The sequence below is a fragment of the Pseudooceanicola pacificus genome (assembly GCF_009789075.1).
In the GTDB taxonomy this organism is placed as follows: domain Bacteria; phylum Pseudomonadota; class Alphaproteobacteria; order Rhodobacterales; family Rhodobacteraceae; genus Pseudooceanicola; species Pseudooceanicola pacificus.
Window position 1 is genome coordinate 102,450 of sequence record NZ_WNXQ01000001.1, and the last position, 18,907, is coordinate 121,356.

Sequence of the window (18,907 nt, forward strand, 5' to 3'; positions counted from 1 at the left end):
AGCACAATGGACACCCTGAGAAACCCGCTCGACGCGCTGTGGTTCGACCCGGCGAAATGCCTGATCTCCGGCGAATGGATCGCGCCCGCGGGCGGCGGCACGCTGCCGCTCTACAACCCCTCCACCGGCCAGCAGATCGGCGAGATCGCAAGGGGCGGCGCCGAGGATATCGACGCCGCCGTCCATGCCGCGCAGCAGGCCCGTGACGGCGCATGGGGCAAGACCCCGGCGGCGGAACGCGGCCGCATCCTGATGCGGCTCGGCAAGCTGGTGGAGGCCCGTATCGACGACCTGGCCGCAATCGAGGCGCAGGATGTCGGCAAGCCGCTGAAACAGGCCCGCGCCGATGCCGTGGCCCTGGCACGCTATCTGGAATTCTACGGCGGCGCGGCGGACAAGCTGCACGGCCAGACGATCCCCTATCTGGAAGGCTACACCGTCTACACCCTGCGCGAACCGCATGGGGTGACCGGCCATATCGTGCCCTGGAACTACCCGATGCAGATCATCGGCCGGTCCGTCGGCGCGGCGCTGGCCACCGGCAATGCCTGCGTGCTGAAACCGGCCGAGGACGCCTGCCTGACCGCGCTCGCCTTTGCCGCGCTGGCGGCCGAGGCCGGGCTGCCCGACGGGGCGCTGAACGTCGTCCCGGGCCTTGGCTCCGAAGCCGGGGCCGCGCTGTCGGGCCATCCGGGCATCCAGCACATCAGCTTCACCGGCTCGGTCGCCACCGGCTCTGCCGTGCAGGCCGCCGCGGCCGCCAACGTTATCCCGGTGACGCTGGAGCTGGGCGGCAAGTCCCCGCAGGTGGTCTTTGCCGATGCCGATCTCGACGCCGCCCTCCCCTTCCTGGTGAATGCCGGGATCCAGAACTGCGGGCAGACCTGTTCGGCCTCCTCGCGCATCCTGGTGGAACGCGCGCGCCATGACGAGCTGCTGGAGCGGATGGCCGAACGCTATGGCGCCCTGCGCGTGGGCCGCGCGGTCGACGACCTGGATGTGGGGCCGCTGATCTCGGGCAAGCAGCAGGGCATCGTGCAGAGCTTCCTCGACCTTGGCGCCGATCTGACCGTGGCCGGGCAGGCCACCCTGGGCGAGCTGCCCGAGGGCGGGTACTACGTGCCGCCGACGCTGTTTTCGGGCGTGACCGGCAGCCATGCGCTGGCGCAGTCGGAAATCTTCGGCCCGGTGCAGGTGGTCATCCCCTTCGATGACGAGGCCGAGGCGGTCGCCATCGCCAACGGCACGGATTACGGCCTTGTCGCCAGCGTCTGGACCCGCGACGGCGCGCGCCAGATGCGGCTGGCCCGGGCGATCCGGGCAGGGCAGGTGTTCCTGAACAACTACGGCGCGGGCGGCGGGGTCGAACTGCCCTTTGGCGGGGTCGGCAAATCGGGCCACGGGCGCGAAAAGGGGTTCGAGGCGATGTACGGCTTCACCCAGCTGAAGACGGTCGCGGCCTATCATGGCTGAGCTTCCGCCCTTGGCCCGGCCCGCCCAGCGGGCCCTGGCCGGGGCGGGGATTTCACGGCTGGAGGACCTGACGCGGCACACCGAAACCGGGGTCGCGGCGCTGCACGGCATGGGTCCGAATGCCATTCGGAAGATCAAGGACGCGATGGCGCAGCACGGCCTGCAGTTCGCGCAGGATTGAAAGCGGCCGGTCCGGGGATCGGCCAAAGGGAGGCAAGACATGAGACTTGAAGGCAAGATCGCCATCGTGACCGGCGCCGGCTCCGGCTTTGGTGCGGAAATCGCCCGCCGCTTCGCGGCCGAAGGGGCCAGGGTGATGGCGGTCGATCTGAACGCCGAGGCAGCGGCCGAGGTCGCGGCCAGCTACGGCGGGCCGTCCTTTTCCGCCAATGTCGGCGACGGCCCTGCGATGGAAGAGATGTTCGCCCGCACCGCGGCCGACCTGGGCCCGGTCGACATTCTGGTCAACAACGCGGGCACCACGCATCTGCCGAAACCGATGCATGACGTGACCGAGGAGGAATTCGACCGCGTCTTCAACGTGAACTGCAAGTCGGTCTACTGGGGCGCGAAATACCTTGTCCCCGCGATGAAGGCGCGCGGCACCGGGGCCATCGTCAACATCGCCTCGACCGCCGGTGTCAGCCCGCGCCCGAACCTGAACTGGTACAATTCGTCCAAGGGCTGGATGATCACCGCGACCCGCGCGATGGCGGTGGAACTCGCGCCCTTCGGCATCCGCGTGAACGCGGTCAACCCGGTGGCGGGGGAAACGCCGTTGCTGAAAAGCTTCATGGGGCAGGACACGCCCGAGGTCCGGGCGAAGTTCCTGTCGACCATCCCGCTGGGCCGCTTCTCGACCCCGGCCGACATCGCCAACGCAACGCTCTACCTGGCATCGGACGAGGCCAGCATGGTCACCGGCGTCTGCATGGAAGTCGACGGCGGCCGCTGCATCTGACCCATTGCCCGGTCCGCCGGGTGGCGTCATCCTTGCGGCTCCAGCAAGAGGAGTCGCAGGGATGCCGACAATCGAGGCGGGCACCGGGGTCGTGACGCACATCAACACCTTCGAGGTCGATCCCGAAAACCAGGACGCGCTGGTGCGGTCCCTGACCGAGACGGTCGCGGCGGCCCGGGGCATGCCCGGCTGGATCTCGGCCAGCATCCACCGCAGCTATGACGGGCGGCGGGTGATCAACTACGTGCAGTTCGAAAGCCACGAGGCCGCGCAACGGGTGACGCAGGAGCTGCTGCGCCTCGGCCTGATCCAGAAGAACACCGCCATTGGACGGGTCATTCCGGGCCAGTACCAAGTTGTGCATACCCTGACCGCCGATTGAGGCGGATTGCCTTCCCCGTGCCACTCGGGCACATCTCGACGGCCCGAGGGGGAGGAGACCCATGCGCATCGATATCCTGCTGCTGTGCTTTGCCTATGTGCTGAGCCAGTTCTACCGCAGTTTCCTGGCCGTCCTGACGGGCATGCTGGAACGCGACGTCGGCACCACGGCCGAGGACCTCGCCCTGGCCTCGGGCCTGTGGTTCCTGGTCTTCGCGGCGATGCAGGTGCCGGTGGGCCTCGCGCTCGACCGGATCGGGCCCAGGCGGTCGTCCTCGGTCCTGCTGCTGATCGGCGGGGCGGGGGGTGCCGCGGTCTTTGCCCTGGCGACGCAGCCCTGGCATATCGTGGCGGCGATGGCCCTGCTGGGCGTGGGCTGTTCCAACATCCTGATGGCCGCCTATTACATCTTTGCCCGCACCTATGCCCCGGCCGTCTTTGCCACGCTGGCGGCGGTTTTCCTGGGCACCGGGATGCTGGGCAATCTGGCCGGGTCCCTGCCGATGGCGCTGGCCGCCGAGGCCTTTGGCTGGCGCGGCTGCATGGCGGTTCTGGCGCTGGTCAGCGCGGTGGTGTCCGTGGGCCTCTTCGTGCTGATCAAGGACCCGCCCCCGCCCGAGGGCGACGCCAAGGGCGGGCTGCTGGACCTGCTGAAAATCCCCGCCTTCTGGCTGCTGGTGCCGATGATCCTGGGCTGCTACGGCCCGACGGCCGGGCTGCGCGGGCTGTGGATCGGCCCCTATTTCCGCGAGACCTTCGGCGCCGATCCGACGCAGGTCGGGCAGGCGGCGCTGATGCTGGCCATCGCGATGATCCTTGGCACCTATGCCTATGGTCCGCTCGACCGTTGGTTCGGGACGCGGAAATGGGTGGTGCTGGCGGGCAATGCCGGGGCGCTGGCCTGCCTGCTGGGCCTGATCCTGGTGCCCGGGCTGGGGCCGGTGGGGGCGGGCGCGCTCTTCGTGGGCATGGGGCTGCTTGGCGCGTCCTACCCGCTGATCATGGCGCATGGGCGGGCCTTTGCCCCGCCGCACCTGGTCGGGCGCGCCGTGACGCTGGTCAACCTGCTGGCGCTTGGCGCGGCGGGGCTGATGCAGATGGTGTCGGGGCGGCTGCATGCCGCGGCGGGTGTCGAGGGGGCGGCGGCCTTCATCCCGGTCTTCTGGATGTACGCCGCCGTCATGGGCCTGGGGATCGTGGTCTACCTCTTTGCCGAGGACCGGACGGACTGACCTCCGCCCGGCCCCGCGCAAAAGGCCCCTAACGCCAGCCCAGCCCCGGCGCGACCTGGGTCACGATGCTTTCCAGCGCATGCAGGTTGTAATCGACCCCCAGCGAGTTGGGGATCGTCAGCAGCAGGGTGTCGGCCTCGGCAATCGCCTCGTCCCCCTTGAGCTGTTCGACCAGCTTGTCGGGTTCGTCCGCATAGCTGCGCCCGAAGATCGAGCGCTGCGCCTCGATATAGCCCCGGCTGTCGCCCTCCTTGCCGCCGCGCCCGAAATAGGCGCGGTCCAGATCGTTGGTGATGGCAAAGATCGACCGGCTGACCGACACGCGCGGGCTCCGCTTGTGCCCGGCGGCGGCCCAGGCGGCGCGATAGGCGCGGATCTGCTCGGCCTGCTGGACATGGAACGGCGCGCCGTTCTCGTCGTCCTTCAGGGTCGAGCTTTGCAGGTTCATGCCCATCTGCGCGGCCCATTCGGCGGTCTTGTTCGACCCGGCACCCCACCAGATGCGCTCCTTCAGCCCTTCGGAGAACGGCTCCAGCCGCAGACGGCCCGGGGGGTTGGGGAACATCGGGCGGGGGTTCGGCTCGGCAAAGCCCTGCCCTTCGAGCATCTGCAGAAAGACCTGGGCGTGGCGGCGGGCCATGTCGGCCTCGCTCTCGCCCTCGGCCGGGGCGTAGCCGAAATAGCGCCAGCCGTCGATCACCTGCTCGGGCGACCCGCGCGAGATGCCAAGCTGCAGCCGCCCCTGCGAGATCAGATCCGCCGCACCGGCATCCTCGGCCATGTAAAGCGGGTTCTCGTAGCGCATGTCGATCACGCCGGTGCCGATCTCGATCCGCGAGGTGCGCGCCCCCACGGCCGCCAGCAGCGGAAAGGGCGAGGCATGCTGCCGCGCGAAGTGGTGCACCCGGAAATAGGCGCCGTCGACGCCCAGTTCCTCGGCGCCCACGGCAATGTCGATCGCCTGCAGCAGCGCGTCGCCCGCTGTGCGCGTGGCCGAACCCTGCTGCGCCGACCAGTGGCCGAACGAGAGGAAACCGATGGATTTCATGATCAAGCTCCTTTCGAGCGCCGCGCGCCCTGCCTGGTATCCGATCTAGTGATCCCGCCCCCCGCCCGGCAATGCCCTGCCCTGTTGGCTCAGGCGCAGGCAGTGTGCTCCCATGCAGAGGCCGGTTGCGGGGGCTGCACCCCCGGGGTTCCGCCCCCCCCGGGGCGCCGCGCCTGCCCTCCGTAACGTCAATTCCATCGCTACGGTTGATATTCCATATCAGGACAACACCCTTTCAACCCAACTGCGGGTGCGGTATGGACCCGCGTCCAGATGAAAGGAGTCGTCCGACATGGGCTACAAAGTCGTCGTCGCAGGCGCCACGGGCAACGTGGGCCGCGAAATGCTGAACATCCTTGCCGAGCGGGAATTCCCCGTCGACGAGATTGCCGCGCTTGCCTCGCGCAAGTCGCTGGGCACCGAAGTCAGCTTTGGCGAGCGAACTTTGAAGACCCAGGACCTCGACACCTTCGATTTCACCGGCTGGGACATCGCCCTCTTCGCCGTCGGGTCGGGCCCGACGAAGGAGTACGCGCCCAAGGCCGCGGCGGCGGGCTGCATCGTGATCGACAACTCGTCGCTCTACCGCTACGACCCCGACGTGCCGCTGGTGGTGCCCGAGTGCAACCCCGAGGCCGTGCTGGGCTATGCCAAGAAGAACATCATCGCGAACCCCAACTGCTCGACCGCGCAGATGGTGGTGGCGCTGAAGCCGCTGCATGACCGCGCGCGCATCAAGCGGGTCGTGGTGTCGACCTACCAGTCCGTATCCGGCGCCGGGAAGGAAGGGATCGACGAACTCTGGGATCAGACCAAGTCGATCTACAACCCGACCCAGGATTACGACCCCAAGAAGTTCACCAAGCAGATCGCCTTCAACGTCATTCCCCATATCGACGTCTTCATGGAAGACGGCTCGACCAAGGAGGAATGGAAGATGGTCGCCGAGACCAAGAAGATCGTGGACCCCAAGATCAAGGTCACAGCGACCTGCGTCCGGGTGCCTGTCTTCGTCGGCCATTCCGAGGCGATCAACATCGAATTCGAGGATTTCCTCGACGAGGACGAGGCCCGCGACATCCTGCGCGAGGCGCCCGGCTGCATGGTGATCGACAAGCGCGAAGACGGCGGCTACGTGACCCCGATCGAATGCGTGGGCGATTTCGCCACCTTCATCAGCCGCATCCGTCAGGACAGCACGATCGACAACGGTCTTAACATTTGGGTCGTGTCGGACAATCTGCGCAAGGGCGCCGCCCTGAACGCCGTGCAGATTGCGGAAACGCTTGGAAACAGAGTGTTGAAGAAGGGCTGACAATCAATTTCAGCGCTGAATATCAGGCCGTCGCGGCGTCGCGGCGGCCTTTTGCTCTCCCTATGAGCGAAAAAACATTAACACCCTGCCCCCTTTTTGCCGTATTCTGACTCTGCGCCTTGGGGGGTGAGAGCAGAATCGGTTGATCTGCAGCTCGCCACGCGCGTTAACGGTGTTGAATGCGGCCTGGCCGTGTTGGTAACGAGTAGATCGTCCGAGCCCATCTTGTCAGCGGGATGGAGTACATTTGCCGGCTCGGGCGGTCGTTACGAAAAGACAGGGCGACCGCCCGCGATCTGGTCAATCGCACATGGGAGGTCGGGAACAAGGCGCTGGCGATAGCCTGCGCCTTTTTTGTTGCCCCATGCTCCTGTCGCCCGGCGCGTGGTCCGGCGGTCCGCCCCCGGTGCCGAACGCGGGCGCCGACACGATCCGCCTGACGCAACGTCCGACCGGCTCCGATCCGCCGCCCGGCCCGCATGAACGGCTTTGTCACTTGCCCGTTCCGGCCCCCTGCGCCCATCTTCGCCGGGAATTGAAGGAGATCCGTCCATGCGCACCCTCGTGCTGCTTTCCCTTGCCCTGCCGCCCGCCCTGCTGGCCCTGCCCGCACTGGCCGAGGACATCCCCGTGGCCAGCCGCGTCAGCGCCGCCACCGTCTTTCCCCAGGGCGCGGCCCTGACCCGCACCGCCAGCTTCAGCGCGCCCGCCGGGCAGCACCAGCTGATCCTGACCGACATGCCGCTGGTCGACAGCGGGTTGCGGATCGAGGTGTCGGGCGCCGTGATGGGCGCGGTCACCGTGCGCCAGAACTTCGTCCCGCCCCGCAACGATCAGGACAGCGCCGCCATCGAGGCCGCCCGCGACCGGGTCGAGGCCGCGCGTCAGGCGCTGCAATCGGGCCGCGACGCCGTGCAGACCCTCAAGCTGGAGGCCGAGGCCGCCCGCGCCCGCATCGAATTCCTGTCGAAACTGGGCGACGGCAAGGCCCTGGCCGAGGCCACCCCCGAACAGCTGCGCGCGCTGTCGCGCATGGTGGGCGAGGAAACGCTCGACGCGCAGCGCGCCGCCCAGCAGGCCCAGATCCGCGCGCGTGAGGCCGAAGAGGCGCTGAAGGACCGGATCGAGGCGCTGGCCGATGCGCAAAAGGCGCTGGCCGCGCTGGACCTCGACCGGGGGCCGCGCAGCTACATGGCGGTCGACATCAGCGCGGACTCGCCGGTCGATGGCGAGGTGGTGATCCGCTACATCACGCCCGACGCCTGGTGGCAGCCGGTCTACGACTTCCACCTGGATCGCAAGCCGGTGGCCAAGATGACCGTGGGCCGGGGCGCCTATGTCGGCCAGTCGACCGGCGAAAGCTGGGACGACATCGCGCTGACCCTGTCGACCGTGCGTCCCTCGGGCCAGACCATGCCGGGCGAGCTGTATCCCTGGCTGCGGCGGATCCTCGACAAGGACCAGCCCGTGCCAACCCCGCGCATGGCCCAGAAGTTCGGCGCCGCCGACGCGGCCGCCCCGGTGATGGAGGCCCCGGTGATGATGGAGGAGGCGCAGGCCAGTTTCGATGGGCTGAGCGTGACCTACACCTACGGACCCGCCGTGGATATCGCCACCGATGCCGACGATCTGCGCATCACGCTTGGCACCCTGGAGGTGACGCCCGAGGTCACGGCCCTGGCCGTGCCGCTGCGCGACCAGACCGCCTATCTGATGGCCGGTTTCGACAATGAGAGCGGAGAGCTGCTGGCCCCGACGGCGCAGTCGGAATTCTACCTCGACGGCACCTATGTCGGCACCCGTCCGACCGAGCTGATCGCCGAGGGCGACCATGTCGACCTGAGCTTTGGCCCGATCGAGGGGATCCGCCTGAAACGGGTGGTCAAGGACCGCAACGAGGGCGACCGGGGCGTCATCACCCGCGAGAACCGGCTGGACGAGCGGGTCGAGATCGAAATCCGCAACCTGACCGGCGAGGCCTGGGACCTGCGCCTGCTGGACCAGGTGCCCTATTCCGAACAGGAGGATCTGGAAATCGACTGGACCGCCAGCCCGCAGCCGACAGAGACCGACGTGGATGGCGACCGGGGCGTGCTGGCCTGGACCTTCCCGCTGGCCGCCGGTGCGACGCAGACCGTCACGCTGGACCACCGGATCACCTGGCCGACGGACAAGATCCTGCGCTGAGGCGCCGATATCAAAAGGGCCCGGGCGCACTGCGCTCCGGGCCCGAAAGTCCGTCCTGGGGTCGGCCCGGCGTCAGACCGGGCGGAACACCTTGTCCTCGGGAATGTATTCCGACACGCCGCCCTCGCCGATATCGTTCCACAGGCCATGCAGGGTCAGCTTGCCCTCCTCCACCGCCTGCTTGACGAAGGGAAAGGTCATCAGGTTGTCGAGCGAGACCAGAACCGCCTCTTTCTCCAGCGCCTTGCGGCGGTCTTCCAGATCCTCGATGTCCTGCACCCGCTCGTAGCCGGGGCGCAGGATGTCCATCCAGCGGCCGACAAAGCTGGATTTCTGCTCCAGTTCGGGGGCATGGCCGGAACACATGTCAAGGCAGCCCTTGACCCCGCCGCAGTTGGAATGGCCGACGACCAGGATATGCGCGACCTTCAGCGCGGTGACGGCATATTCCACCGCCGCCGAGGTGCCGTGCTGGTTGCCATCGGGCTCGTAGGGCGGGACGAGGTTGGCGATGTTGCGGTGGATGAAGAATTCGCCCTGATCCGCCCCGAAAATCGCGGTCACGTGGACGCGGCTGTCGCAGCACGAGATGATCATCGCCCGGGGGTGCTGGCCTTCGTCGGCCAGGTGTCGGTACCACGCGCGGTTTTCGGCGAAAGAGGTGGCTTTCCACCCCCGGTAGCGCTTGACCAGGTAAGCCGGGAGGGGGCTGACATGTTTCATCTTCGGTCCCTCGATCGTTGAACTGGCCGACATATAGCGGCCGATTTGGCCAGATGGAACGCATTCGCGAAAAATCCACAGAAGATGGAACCGTACGCTCAATGATTTGGGAAGAAATCGGGCGCATTTTGCCCCGGCCGTGGGGGCGGTGAAACGGGAAAGAAGGGGGTGCTATGGCGGAGGATGTGCTTGTCCTGACGCAGGACGAGACGGTCAGGCTGGACCCGGACCGGCTGGAACAGCTCTATCTCCGGCTGGGCGATGCCGGCGCCGACGACGTGGTCTGCCGCGCGATCGAGGAACTGGCGGTGCGCCTGTCGCATACGGAGCGGCTGTTCCGGCAGGGCAAGGCGGCCGAGATGCGCAAATCGGCGCGCTCGCTGGTGGCGATCTCGGACCAGATCGGGATGCGGACGCTGGCGCGGGTGGCGGGCGACGTGACCCGCTGCATCGACGCGGGCGACGGCGTGGCGCTGGCGGCGGTGCTGTCACGGCTGATCCGCATCGGGGAACGGTCGCTGACGGCCATATGGGATACGCAGGGGCTGCGGGTCTAGGGCCCGGGCCGGGGCGGTTTCAGTCGCGCCAGCGGGGCTGCCCGGACGACCCGGCGCGGGGGCTGCCGCCCGCCAGCCACCTGCCGTTTTGCCACGGTGTCCCGCCGCTGCGTCGCAAAGCGCTTGCAGGCGCCGCCCCCCGGGCTAGGCTCTGGCGAAACGCCATTCCCGAGGTACCGATGCCCCTGACCTTTGCCCCCGCCGACAGCGACGCCCTGCCGTTGACCCTGATCGCCTCCGACGACCTGACCGGGTGGCTGGAGGGCCAGCCGCCGCAGATCCGCGCCTGGGTCGAGGGGGCGGGCTTCACCGCCGCGCTCGGCAAGGTGCTCCTGCTGCCGGGCGCCGACGGCGCACCGGCCGGCGCGCTGGCAGGCTACGGCACCGCCGCGCAACGCAAGCGGGGCCGGTTCCACCTGGCCGCCGCCGCCGCTGCCCTGCCCGGCGGGACATGGGCCCTGCAGGCCGAGCTGCCCACCGACACCCTGGCCGAGGAATGCCTGGGCTGGCTGCTGGCGGGCTATGCCTTTGGCCGCTACCACAGCCGCGCCGGGGCCAGTGCCCGCCTTGTCGCGCCGCAGGGCGTCGACGCCGCCCGGATCGAGACGCTGGCCGCCAGCGAGGCGCTGGTGCGCGACCTGGTGAACACCCCGACCTCGGACCTCGGCCCCCAGGAACTGGAGCAGGCCTGCGCCGAGCTGGCCGCGACCTACGGCGCCTCGATCGAGGTGACACGCGGCGCGGACCTGCTGGACCGGAATTTCCCCATGATCCACGCGGTCGGGCGCGCCTCGGACCAGGCGCCCCGGCTGATCGACATGCGATGGGGCAGCAGCGGCCCGGCCCTGACGCTGGTGGGCAAGGGCGTCTGCTTCGACACTGGCGGGCTGGATATCAAGCCAAGCGCGTCGATGGGCCTGATGAAGAAAGACATGGGCGGCGCGGCCAATGTGCTGGGGCTGGCCCGCGCCATCATGGCGCTGAACCTGGATCTGCGCCTGCGGGTGCTGATCCCGGCGGTCGAAAACTCCATCGCCGGCAATGCCTTCCGCCCCGGCGACATCCTGACCTCGCGCAAGGGGCTGACGGTCGAGATCAACAACACCGATGCCGAGGGGCGGCTGGTGCTGGCCGACGCGCTGGCCTATGGCGCCGAAGAGTCGCCCGACCTGATGATCTCGATGGCGACGCTGACCGGCGCGGCGCGGGTGGCCGTGGGACCGGATATCGCGCCCTTCTACAGCGATGACGATGCCTTTGCCGCCGCGCTCTCGGCCTCGTCCGCCAAGGTGGCCGACCCGGTCTGGCGGATGCCGTTCTGGGAGCCTTATGAGCCGATGATCGAACCGGGCATCGCTGATCTGGACAACGCGCCCAAGGGCGGGTTCGCGGGTTCGATCACGGCCGCCCTGTTCCTGCGCCGGTTCGCGGGCGGGGTCAACTATGCCCATTTCGATATCTACGCCTGGCAACCCTCCTCTGCACCGGCCCGGCCCGCTGGCGGCGTGGGTCAGGGCTATCGCGCCATCCTCGACGCCCTGCCGCAGGTGCTGAAGTGACGACCCCGGACCGCCGCCGCTGGCCCTGCAACGGCCGTGCCGCCGCCGCACGGCTGAGGGGGCAGGCCGAGGCCGAGCGTTTCGTCGTCCCCGAACCGCGCAGCCTGGCCGTGGCCCTGGCCGACCTGCGCAATGCCCCCGACGGGCGGCGCGAGCGGCAGGTGGTGCATGGCGACCCGCTGGACGTGATCGAGGACCGCGACGGCTGGGCCTTTGTCGAGTCCCGCAAGGACGGCTATACCGGCTATCTCCCCTCCGCCGCGCTTGGCCCCGCCACCCGGCCCACCCATCGGGTGACGGCCGCCGCCTCGCATGTCTATGCGGCGGCAGACATCAAATCGCCCGACCTGATGCCCCTGACCCTTGGCGCCACCGTCGAAGTGCTGGAAACCGGCCCGAAATTCGCCCGTATCGCGGCAGGTTACCTGCCCGCCACGCATCTGGGCCCGCTGGGGCAGACCGGCTCCGACCCGGTCGCCGTGGCCGAGCGGCTGATCGGCACGCCCTACCTCTGGGGCGGCAACAGCCACGCGGGGATCGACTGTTCCGGCCTGGTGCAGGCGGCCTGCCTGTCCTGCGGCATCCCCTGCCCCGGCGACAGCGACATGCAGGAACGCGAGCTGGGCACCGCCCTGCCTGCCGATGCCGCGTTGCGGCGCGGGGACCTGATCTTCTGGAAGGGGCACGTGGCCTGGGTCGCCGACGAGACGCGCATCCTGCACGCCAATGCCTTTCACATGGCCGTGGCTTACGAGGATCGAGAGGCTGCAATCGCACGGATCGCACTGCAGGGCGATGGCCCCGTGACGGCGCGCAAACGTCTGCCGGGCTGACGCTATTCGACCACGCGGATCAGCTTGCGGTCCAGGTCGCGCAGCACCGTTTTCAGGTCGTGCCCGCGTTTCAGGATCTGCCCGTCCATGCCGATCAGCACATACATCCCCTGCCGGTTGCGCAGTTTCGGGTGTTTTTCGACGCGGTAGAGCGGGTTTTCGGCCGTGCGGCGAAAGATCGAGAACACGGCCCGGTCGCTGAGGCAGGAGATCCCGTAATCCCGCCATTCCCCCGCGGCCACCATCCTGCCGTAGAGCGACAGGATCACGCTCAGTTCCGTGCGGTGGAACGCCACCTGGCTGGCCCGGGACTCCGCCGCTGCGGGATTGGACGAGATGTTCATGACGGAAACCTTGCGCCGATCCGGACCGAAATCAAGGGGAATGCTCGTGCAGCATGCTTCTGCTATGTGGAAAGACCTTCCGCGTGCTTGACCCCAGGGTGCAATTTGCGCAGGTTGCCCGGCGAAACGGCATACCATCGAAAGGGAGGAAGACATGACCGAGGCATTTCTATGTGACGGGCTGCGCACGCCGATCGGGCGGTACGGCGGGTCCCTCGGCATGGTCCGTCCCGACGACCTGCTGGCCGGCGTGATGCGCGACCTGATGGCCCGCAACGCCGGGCTGGAGGTCGACGAGGTGATCATGGGCTGCGCCAACCAGGCGGGCGAGGACAACCGCAACGTCGCGCGCATGGCGCTGCTGCTGGCCGGCCTGCCCGACACGGTGCCGGGCGTGACGATGAACCGGCTCTGCGGCTCGGGGCTGGATGCCGTGGGCACCGCCGCCCGCGCGGTGAAGACCGGCGAGGTCGACGTGGTGATCGCAGGCGGTGTCGAGTCGATGAGCCGCGCGCCGCTGGTCATGCCCAAGGCCGACAGCGCCTTTTCGCGCAAGGCCGAGATCTATGACACCACCATCGGCTGGCGCTTCGTCAACAAGGCGATGCACAAGCATTTCGGCACCGACTCGATGCCCGAAACGGCCGAGAACGTGGCCGAGCAGTTCCAGGTCAGCCGCGAGGATCAGGACGCCTTTGCCCTGCGTTCGCAGACCCGCGCCATCGCCGCCATCGAAAGCGGACGCCTGGCCGAAGAGATCGCCCCCGTCACCATCCCGCAGCGCAAGGGCGACGCCATCGTCATCTCGCGCGACGAACACCCGCGCGAGACCTCGCTTGAAAAGCTGGGCAAGCTGCCGACCCCGTTCCGCGAGGGCGGTTCGGTGACGGCGGGCAATGCCTCGGGCGTGAACGACGGGGCCTGCGCGGTGATTATCGCCTCGGCCGCGGCGGTCGAGAAATACGGCCTGACGCCCAAGGCGCGGATCGTGTCCATGGCCACCGCCGGGGTGCCGCCGCGCATCATGGGCATCGGCCCGGCCCCGGCGACCGAGAAACTGCTGGCCCAGACCGGCCATTCGATCGGCGACATCGACCTGATGGAGCTGAACGAGGCCTTTGCCGCCCAGGGCCTGGCGGTCACCCGCCAGCTGGGCATCGCGGACGATGCGGACTGGGTGAACATGAACGGCGGCGCCATCGCGCTTGGCCATCCGCTGGGCATGTCGGGCGCACGGCTGGCACTGACGGCGGGCGTCTCGATGGGCAAGACCGGCGCGAAACGCGCGGTCTGCACCATGTGCATCGGCGTGGGCCAGGGCATCGCCCTGATGCTGGAAGCGGTCTGAGTCGCACCGACCGAACCCTGCGCAAGGGCCGCCCCGGGGCGGCCCTTTTCGTTGTAAGTCCTGTCAATCGCGTCCAGATTTCAACCGGGCAAATGCCCAACGGGGCGGAATCTGCCCGTCAAGGTCGGATTCCATGCCCGGTTTGGCGCAACCGGCGGTAGCATACCAACGAGAACGGTCCCCGGATGGGTGGGGAACGCCAACGATAACAAAAGACACGGAGAGACGGTCGATGGGATTTCTCGATACCATTTTCAACGCGATCAACGATTTGACATGGGGCTGGGCGCTAGTGCCCTTCCTCGTCGTGCTGGGCTGCTTTTTCACTGCGGCCAGCGGATTTGTGCAATTCCGCTTCTTCAAGCGCATGTTCGGTGTGCTGACCGGCGATGACAGCACCAGCGACCCGACCAAGATCAGCGCCCGCGAGGCGCTGCTTGTCTCGGTCGGCGGCCGGGTCGGCGGCGGCAATATCGCGGGCGTCGCGGTGGCCATCACGGCGGGCGGCCCCGGTGCCGTCTTCTGGATGTGGGCCATCGCGCTGGTCGGCATGTGCTCGGCCCTGGTCGAGGCGACGCTGGCGCAGGTCTACAAGCGCAGCACCCCGGCGGGCGATTATCGCGGCGGGCCGGCACGGGCGATCATCCACGGGCTGGGCGAGAATTACCGCTGGCTGGCGGTGATCTACGCGGTCTGCCTGATCGCCTCTTTCGCCATCGGGTTCAACGCGTTCCAGGGCAACACCGTGGCGGGTGCCGCGCTCGACTCGCTGTCGATTCCGCGGGTCTACACCGGTGCCTTCCTGGCCATCGCGACGGGCTTTATCGTCTATGGCGGCATCCACCGGATCGCCAAGGCGGCGGACATCATCATCCCGGTCATGGCCATCGGCTATATCGGCATGGCGCTGCTGATCATCATCCTCAACATCACCGGCCTGCCCGCCGTGATCTGGGACATCATCGCCAACGCCTTCGGCATTCGCGAAGCGGTGGCCGGCGGCATGGGCGCGGCCATCGCCAACGGCCTGCGCCGCGGCCTGTTCTCGAACGAGGCGGGCCTCGGCTCGGCCCCGAACGTGGCGGCCACGGCCTATGTGAAGCATCCCGTGAGCCAGGGCATCACGCAGAGCTTTTCGGTCTTCATCGACACGATCATCATCTGTTCCTGCACGGCCTTCGTCATCCTGCTGGGCGACGTCTACCAGCCGGGCGCCGAGGGCGTGGATGGCGTGGCGCTGACGCAGCAGAGCATGGTGAACCACGTGGGAAGCTGGGCGCAGTACTTCCTGACGGCGGCGATCTTCCTCTTCTCGTTCTCGTCGATCATGTACAACTACTACCTGGGCGAAAACGCGTTGAGCTTCATGACCGAAGCGCCCTCTGCCCTGCATATCCTGCGGATCGCGATCATCGGCATCGTCTTCCTGGGTGCCGTGGCGCCGGGGGCGACGGCGGTGTTCAGCTTCTCGGATCCGATGATGGGCATCCTGGCGGTGGTCAACCTGCTGGCGCTGATGATGCTGTTCCCGATCGCGCTGCGGCTGATCGGGGACTTCCGCGCGCAGCTTGCGGCCGGCGTGACCAAGCCGGTCTTCGACCCGGCGAAGTTCCCGGATCTCGACACCGATCCGACCGCATGGCCGGACGCGCCCAAGGCGTGACGCAAACGGCGCGCGGCGGGCTGTCCCGCCGCGCGCCACTGCCGTATCACTCTGCAGGGCCCATGCCCGAATGGAGGAGATACGATGGACAGCATTCCCGCCCGCCACCTGTTTGACCTGTCGCTAGAGGTCGGCCCGCCGCTGGATCTGCGCGGCGCGGACGGCACCGGGCGCTGCGTCTTCCACGTCCCCGGCGGCACCTTCGCGGGCGAGCGGCTGAGGGGCAGCGTGCTGCCGGTCAGCGGTGACTGGCTGACGACCGAGCGCGGTTATTCCCGGGTCGAGGTGCGCGCCATGCTGCGCACCGACGACAACGCGCTGATCTACATGACCTATGGCGGCATCAACACGCTGACCGCCGCGATCCGCGACCGCATCGCCGGGGGCGAGGATGTCGATGCGGGCGAATACTACTTCCGCACCGCACCGATGTTCGAAACCGCCGCGCCGCAATACGACTGGCTGAACCGGGTGGTCGCCGTCGGCATGGGCAAGCGCACGGGCGCCGGCGTCGAATACCGCGTCTGCGAGGTGCTCTGACCCTCAGGCGCCCCGGGTCAGTTCCACCACGCGCACCATCTGGGCCAGACGCTCAAGATCGCGGGTCAGCACCTTGCGGGTGCCCTCGTCGGTGATGGTGCCATCCGCCATCTTGCCGGCCACGCCGTTGATCGCGACCTCGCCGCCGGTCAGAAAGTCGGCCCGCATGACCGACAGCACCTGGCGCAGGTGATAATTCGCCAGGATCCCGCCAAGCGCGCCGGGCGATTGCGAGATGATGGCGACGGGTTTGTCGGCAAAGGGCGGCTCGGGCTCTTTCGACACCCAGTCGAGCGCGTTCTTGAGCACCCCGGGCATCGAGCGGTTGTATTCCGGCGTCACGATCACCACGCCATCGGCCCCGCGCAGCCCGGCGGCAAAATCCAGCACCGCCTGCGGCGAGCCATCGGCCTTCAGGTCCTCGTCGTAATGCGGCAGGTGGCCGATCTCCAGCACCTCGATCTCGGTGCCCTCGGGCGCCAGCTCCTGCAGGGTGCGCATCACGGTGGCCGAATGCGCGCCCTTGCGCAACGAACCGACGAGGCCGGCGAATTTCATCTTGCTCATGGTATGTCTCCTTTTCCTTGTGACAAGACGTAGTCCTCTCGCGCCCCCGCATCCAGACGCCGCGATGCGGCACCAGCGCACCCGGGATGTGCGTGCATGCATTGACGCCCCCGCCCCTCTCGGCCACCCTGCCGCGGAACCCGGAACGGAGAGGCCAATGACCAGGGCACTGATCGTCATCGACATACAGAACGATTTCTGCCCCGGCGGGGCGCTCGCGGTGGAGGGCGGACATGCCATCGTGCCCGAGGTCAACGCGCTGATGGCGGAATTCGACGCGGTGATCCTGACCCAGGACTGGCACCCCGCCGGTCACAGCTCCTTTGCCTCGCAGCATGCGGGCGCGGCGCCCTATGCGCTGGTCGAAATGCCCTATGGCCCGCAGGTGCTGTGGCCGGATCACTGCATCCAGGGGTCGCACGGGGCCGCCTTTCACCCGGATCTGACCACCGACCGGGCCGACATGATCCTGCGCAAGGGCTACAACCCGGCGATCGACAGCTATTCGGCCTTTTACGAGAACGACCACACCACCCCCACCGGGCTGGAGGGCTATCTGCGCTCGCGCAACATCACCGATCTGACGATGGTGGGGCTGGCGACGGATTTCTGCGTGAACTTTTCCGCCGTCGACGCGGCCAAGAGCGGGTTTTCCGTCACCGTACTGCAAGAGCTCTGCCGCGGGATCGACCTGGACGGATCGCTGGACGCGGCCCTGTCGGGCATGCAGGCCGCGGGCGTCACCCTGGCCTGATCCGGTCAGGCCAGCATCGTGCCCAGGCAGCCATAGACCACGAAACTGGCCATGAAGGTCGATGTCGCCCGCAGGATCTGCAATCCGGCCCCCGGCCCGCTGGGCGGGATCTCGCGGGCGCGGGCCTGGGAATGGGCCATCATCTCGGCCTCGGTCATCGGGCGAGCGGTGGCGTAGCAGTCGGTCAGGGCCTGGATGTCGAACCCGGCCCAGTCCAGCGTGTCGATCTCGGGCCTGGCCTGCTGCAACAGGTCGCTCAGGCGCATCATGGTGCGGGTGCGGCCATAGCTGTCCTCGGTCCGGTAGAACCCCGAAGGCGCGCCGCTGCGCCACGGCCTGAGGCCGAAACCCGCGCTTACGAACATGTCGCGCACCACATCATCGGCACGCAGAAGTGCCCCAACCGTGTCAGGATCGCGGAACAGCGCCATCTGCTGGGCGGCCATCTGCCGTGGCAGACCCTGCCTGCACGAGATCGGTTGAAGGTCCTTGGGCACTATCGAAAACATGTCAAAATCGTAAATCATTCTACTGCTCGTCACGCATCATGTTGTTTTGTAAAGTAAATGGCGGCCCATCCCGGCAGGAATAGGGCAGTTTGGTGAAGAGACGGCGACCTGCCCCACGGTCAACACGCCATATATCCACCACCCTCGCGCACAGAAGAAAGACCCGCGGGCTGTACCGGCGGGCTGGGGGCCTGTCGCGAAGGGCGGGATCGGCGGCCTAGAACAGCATGCCGGAATACTGGCCGATGGTGATGCCGAACAGGGTCCAGAACGCGACCTTGGTCATCAGCATAGGCAGATTGCGGCCCTTGTCGTCGGGCGTGTAAACCATCGGCAGCGAGGCGCTGGCCAGTTCCATCGACATCGGCGCATTGCGCTCGTCCGGGCGGATCCCGGCCATGTCGACCGGCTTCGCCGCGCCCAGATGATCGAGGAAATCGGTGATCGAGAACTCGCCCCAGTTGTTGCGCGTCAGCACCTGGCGCGACTCCGTCAGCGTCTCGCTCAGCTGCGCAACCGCTTCCAGCCGCGCGGCCTTGTCCTCAGCCGGATAGCATCCCTCGGGCGCGCCGCTGGAATAGACGTTGAGGCCGAACCCCGAGGCCAGGAACAGGTCCTGCACCTCGCTGTCCGCCTGCCACAGGGCGGCAACCGTCCTTTCGTCGCGGAACAGGGCGACGCGTTCGCTCACCTTGGCCTCGTCGACGCCCATGGCCCGCATCTGCTCCTGCAGGTGCCTGGGAACCACGTAGAACATGTCGAAATCGTATTTCAGCGTCATTGCGCCGTCTCTCCATCGCCGATTGGCGCAGAAAGCCCCGCAAAACCGGCCAGAATGGGGCGCATCTCGGGCTTTCCCCCGGCATTATGGCACGGGCCGCGCTGGACACGCCCGCGCCCCCTTGATTTAACC

Annotated in this window: 20 protein-coding genes; 14 read left to right on the top strand and 6 right to left on the bottom strand. The window is 67.7% G+C overall.

All coding sequences use genetic code 11. The features are described from left to right. Window positions 1–6: 6 nt before the first annotated feature. The 5 genes from GLS40_RS00480 (at window position 7) to GLS40_RS00500 (ending at window position 4,047) form a co-directional block, all read left to right on the top strand. Complete coding sequence (locus tag GLS40_RS00480) at window positions 7–1,473, top strand: aldehyde dehydrogenase family protein (RefSeq protein WP_160380638.1); 1,467 nt, start codon at window positions 7–9, stop codon at window positions 1,471–1,473. Next, window positions 1,466–1,654 (top strand): helix-hairpin-helix domain-containing protein, encoded by a 189-nt coding sequence (locus tag GLS40_RS00485; RefSeq protein ID WP_160380639.1) that lies wholly within the window; start codon window positions 1,466–1,468, stop codon window positions 1,652–1,654. The genes GLS40_RS00480 and GLS40_RS00485 overlap by 8 nt, the downstream gene beginning before the upstream one ends. A 39-nt stretch (window positions 1,655–1,693) precedes the next feature. After that, complete coding sequence (locus GLS40_RS00490; RefSeq protein WP_160380640.1) at window positions 1,694–2,434, top strand: glucose 1-dehydrogenase; 741 nt, start codon at window positions 1,694–1,696, stop codon at window positions 2,432–2,434. A 61-nt stretch (window positions 2,435–2,495) separates the two neighbouring features. Continuing rightward, a complete protein-coding gene (locus GLS40_RS00495) occupies window positions 2,496–2,816 on the top strand; it encodes an antibiotic biosynthesis monooxygenase family protein (protein WP_160380641.1) in 321 nt (106 codons plus the stop codon). Between the two features lie 61 nt (window positions 2,817–2,877). After that, window positions 2,878–4,047 carry an MFS transporter gene (locus GLS40_RS00500; protein WP_160380642.1) on the top strand — a complete coding sequence of 390 codons (1,170 nt, stop codon included), beginning with the start codon at window positions 2,878–2,880 and terminating at the stop codon, window positions 4,045–4,047. 28 nt (window positions 4,048–4,075) lie between these two features. On the opposite strand, the gene GLS40_RS00505 is transcribed toward GLS40_RS00500, so the two are convergent. Beyond that, complete coding sequence (locus GLS40_RS00505) at window positions 4,076–5,095, bottom strand: LLM class flavin-dependent oxidoreductase (protein WP_160380643.1); 1,020 nt, start codon at window positions 5,093–5,095, stop codon at window positions 4,076–4,078. A gap of 292 nt (window positions 5,096–5,387) precedes the next feature. Here GLS40_RS00505 and GLS40_RS00510 point away from each other — a divergent pair, with 292 nt between their 5' ends. Next, complete coding sequence (locus tag GLS40_RS00510) at window positions 5,388–6,410, top strand: aspartate-semialdehyde dehydrogenase (RefSeq protein WP_160380644.1); 1,023 nt, start codon at window positions 5,388–5,390, stop codon at window positions 6,408–6,410. 552 nt (window positions 6,411–6,962) lie between these two features. Beyond that, on the top strand, window positions 6,963–8,597 hold the full coding sequence (locus GLS40_RS00515; protein WP_160380645.1) for a DUF4139 domain-containing protein: 1,635 nt from the start codon (window positions 6,963–6,965) through the stop codon (window positions 8,595–8,597). Window positions 8,598–8,669: 72 nt separating this feature from the next. Here GLS40_RS00515 and GLS40_RS00520 read toward each other — a convergent pair whose 3' ends face one another. Then, the gene (locus tag GLS40_RS00520) at window positions 8,670–9,320 is read right to left on the bottom strand and encodes a carbonic anhydrase (RefSeq protein WP_160380646.1); all 651 of its coding nucleotides are present in this window, start codon (window positions 9,318–9,320) and stop codon (window positions 8,670–8,672) included. 173 nt (window positions 9,321–9,493) lie between these two features. On the opposite strand from GLS40_RS00520, the gene GLS40_RS00525 reads away from it, so the two are divergent. From GLS40_RS00525 to GLS40_RS00535, 3 genes are all read left to right on the top strand, one after another. Then, the gene (locus GLS40_RS00525) at window positions 9,494–9,877 is read left to right on the top strand and encodes a hypothetical protein (RefSeq protein ID WP_160380647.1); all 384 of its coding nucleotides are present in this window, start codon (window positions 9,494–9,496) and stop codon (window positions 9,875–9,877) included. 179 nt (window positions 9,878–10,056) lie between these two features. Then, entirely contained in the window at window positions 10,057–11,436 is a 1,380-nt protein-coding gene (locus GLS40_RS00530; protein WP_160380648.1) for a leucyl aminopeptidase family protein, read from the top strand. Then, entirely contained in the window at window positions 11,433–12,269 is an 837-nt protein-coding gene (locus tag GLS40_RS00535) for a C40 family peptidase (RefSeq protein ID WP_160380649.1), read from the top strand. The genes GLS40_RS00530 and GLS40_RS00535 overlap by 4 nt, the downstream gene beginning before the upstream one ends. Window positions 12,270–12,271: 2 nt before the next feature. On the opposite strand, the gene GLS40_RS00540 is transcribed toward GLS40_RS00535, so the two are convergent. Further along, a complete protein-coding gene (locus tag GLS40_RS00540; RefSeq protein WP_160380650.1) occupies window positions 12,272–12,613 on the bottom strand; it encodes a DUF2794 domain-containing protein in 342 nt (113 codons plus the stop codon). A gap of 154 nt (window positions 12,614–12,767) precedes the next feature. On the opposite strand from GLS40_RS00540, the gene pcaF reads away from it, so the two are divergent. From pcaF to GLS40_RS00555, 3 genes are all read left to right on the top strand, one after another. Continuing rightward, entirely contained in the window at window positions 12,768–13,961 is a 1,194-nt protein-coding gene (gene pcaF / locus GLS40_RS00545) for a 3-oxoadipyl-CoA thiolase (protein WP_160380651.1), read from the top strand. 232 nt (window positions 13,962–14,193) lie between these two features. Next, window positions 14,194–15,624, top strand: coding sequence for an alanine/glycine:cation symporter family protein (locus tag GLS40_RS00550; RefSeq protein WP_160380652.1), 1,431 nt, complete (start codon window positions 14,194–14,196; stop codon window positions 15,622–15,624). An 84-nt stretch (window positions 15,625–15,708) separates the two neighbouring features. Then, complete coding sequence (locus GLS40_RS00555; RefSeq protein WP_160380653.1) at window positions 15,709–16,164, top strand: DUF3237 domain-containing protein; 456 nt, start codon at window positions 15,709–15,711, stop codon at window positions 16,162–16,164. Between the two features lie 3 nt (window positions 16,165–16,167). On the opposite strand, the gene GLS40_RS00560 is transcribed toward GLS40_RS00555, so the two are convergent. Further along, the gene (locus GLS40_RS00560) at window positions 16,168–16,731 is read right to left on the bottom strand and encodes an NADPH-dependent FMN reductase (protein WP_160380654.1); all 564 of its coding nucleotides are present in this window, start codon (window positions 16,729–16,731) and stop codon (window positions 16,168–16,170) included. A 157-nt stretch (window positions 16,732–16,888) separates the two neighbouring features. Between GLS40_RS00560 and pncA the strand changes: the two genes are divergently transcribed. Beyond that, a complete protein-coding gene (gene pncA / locus GLS40_RS00565; RefSeq protein WP_160380655.1) occupies window positions 16,889–17,485 on the top strand; it encodes a bifunctional nicotinamidase/pyrazinamidase in 597 nt (198 codons plus the stop codon). Window positions 17,486–17,490: 5 nt separating this feature from the next. Here the strand turns inward: pncA and GLS40_RS00570 are convergent, their stop codons facing one another. After that, window positions 17,491–18,012 (bottom strand): hypothetical protein, encoded by a 522-nt coding sequence (locus tag GLS40_RS00570; RefSeq protein ID WP_160380656.1) that lies wholly within the window; start codon window positions 18,010–18,012, stop codon window positions 17,491–17,493. 199 nt (window positions 18,013–18,211) lie between these two features. Then, window positions 18,212–18,775 carry a hypothetical protein gene (locus GLS40_RS00575; RefSeq protein WP_160380657.1) on the bottom strand — a complete coding sequence of 188 codons (564 nt, stop codon included), beginning with the start codon at window positions 18,773–18,775 and terminating at the stop codon, window positions 18,212–18,214. Window positions 18,776–18,907: the final 132 nt, after the last annotated feature.

Coding starts and splice junctions, on each gene's coding strand:
- GLS40_RS00530 (WP_160380648.1), top strand. CDS start 10,057: ATGCCCCTGACCTTTGCCCCCGCCGACAGCGACGCCCTGCCGTTGACC.
- GLS40_RS00550 (WP_160380652.1), top strand. CDS start 14,194: ATGGGATTTCTCGATACCATTTTCAACGCGATCAACGATTTGACATGG.
- pcaF (WP_160380651.1), top strand. CDS start 12,768: ATGACCGAGGCATTTCTATGTGACGGGCTGCGCACGCCGATCGGGCGG.
- GLS40_RS00520 (WP_160380646.1), bottom strand. CDS start 9,320: ATGAAACATGTCAGCCCCCTCCCGGCTTACCTGGTCAAGCGCTACCGG.
- GLS40_RS00495 (WP_160380641.1), top strand. CDS start 2,496: ATGCCGACAATCGAGGCGGGCACCGGGGTCGTGACGCACATCAACACC.
- GLS40_RS00485 (WP_160380639.1), top strand. CDS start 1,466: ATGGCTGAGCTTCCGCCCTTGGCCCGGCCCGCCCAGCGGGCCCTGGCC.
- GLS40_RS00515 (WP_160380645.1), top strand. CDS start 6,963: ATGCGCACCCTCGTGCTGCTTTCCCTTGCCCTGCCGCCCGCCCTGCTG.
- GLS40_RS00540 (WP_160380650.1), bottom strand. CDS start 12,613: ATGAACATCTCGTCCAATCCCGCAGCGGCGGAGTCCCGGGCCAGCCAG.
- GLS40_RS00525 (WP_160380647.1), top strand. CDS start 9,494: ATGGCGGAGGATGTGCTTGTCCTGACGCAGGACGAGACGGTCAGGCTG.
- GLS40_RS00480 (WP_160380638.1), top strand. CDS start 7: ATGGACACCCTGAGAAACCCGCTCGACGCGCTGTGGTTCGACCCGGCG.
- GLS40_RS00490 (WP_160380640.1), top strand. CDS start 1,694: ATGAGACTTGAAGGCAAGATCGCCATCGTGACCGGCGCCGGCTCCGGC.
- GLS40_RS00555 (WP_160380653.1), top strand. CDS start 15,709: ATGGACAGCATTCCCGCCCGCCACCTGTTTGACCTGTCGCTAGAGGTC.
- pncA (WP_160380655.1), top strand. CDS start 16,889: ATGACCAGGGCACTGATCGTCATCGACATACAGAACGATTTCTGCCCC.
- GLS40_RS00510 (WP_160380644.1), top strand. CDS start 5,388: ATGGGCTACAAAGTCGTCGTCGCAGGCGCCACGGGCAACGTGGGCCGC.
- GLS40_RS00500 (WP_160380642.1), top strand. CDS start 2,878: ATGCGCATCGATATCCTGCTGCTGTGCTTTGCCTATGTGCTGAGCCAG.
- GLS40_RS00560 (WP_160380654.1), bottom strand. CDS start 16,731: ATGAGCAAGATGAAATTCGCCGGCCTCGTCGGTTCGTTGCGCAAGGGC.
- GLS40_RS00575 (WP_160380657.1), bottom strand. CDS start 18,775: ATGACGCTGAAATACGATTTCGACATGTTCTACGTGGTTCCCAGGCAC.
- GLS40_RS00505 (WP_160380643.1), bottom strand. CDS start 5,095: ATGAAATCCATCGGTTTCCTCTCGTTCGGCCACTGGTCGGCGCAGCAG.
- GLS40_RS00570 (WP_160380656.1), bottom strand. CDS start 18,012: ATGATTTACGATTTTGACATGTTTTCGATAGTGCCCAAGGACCTTCAA.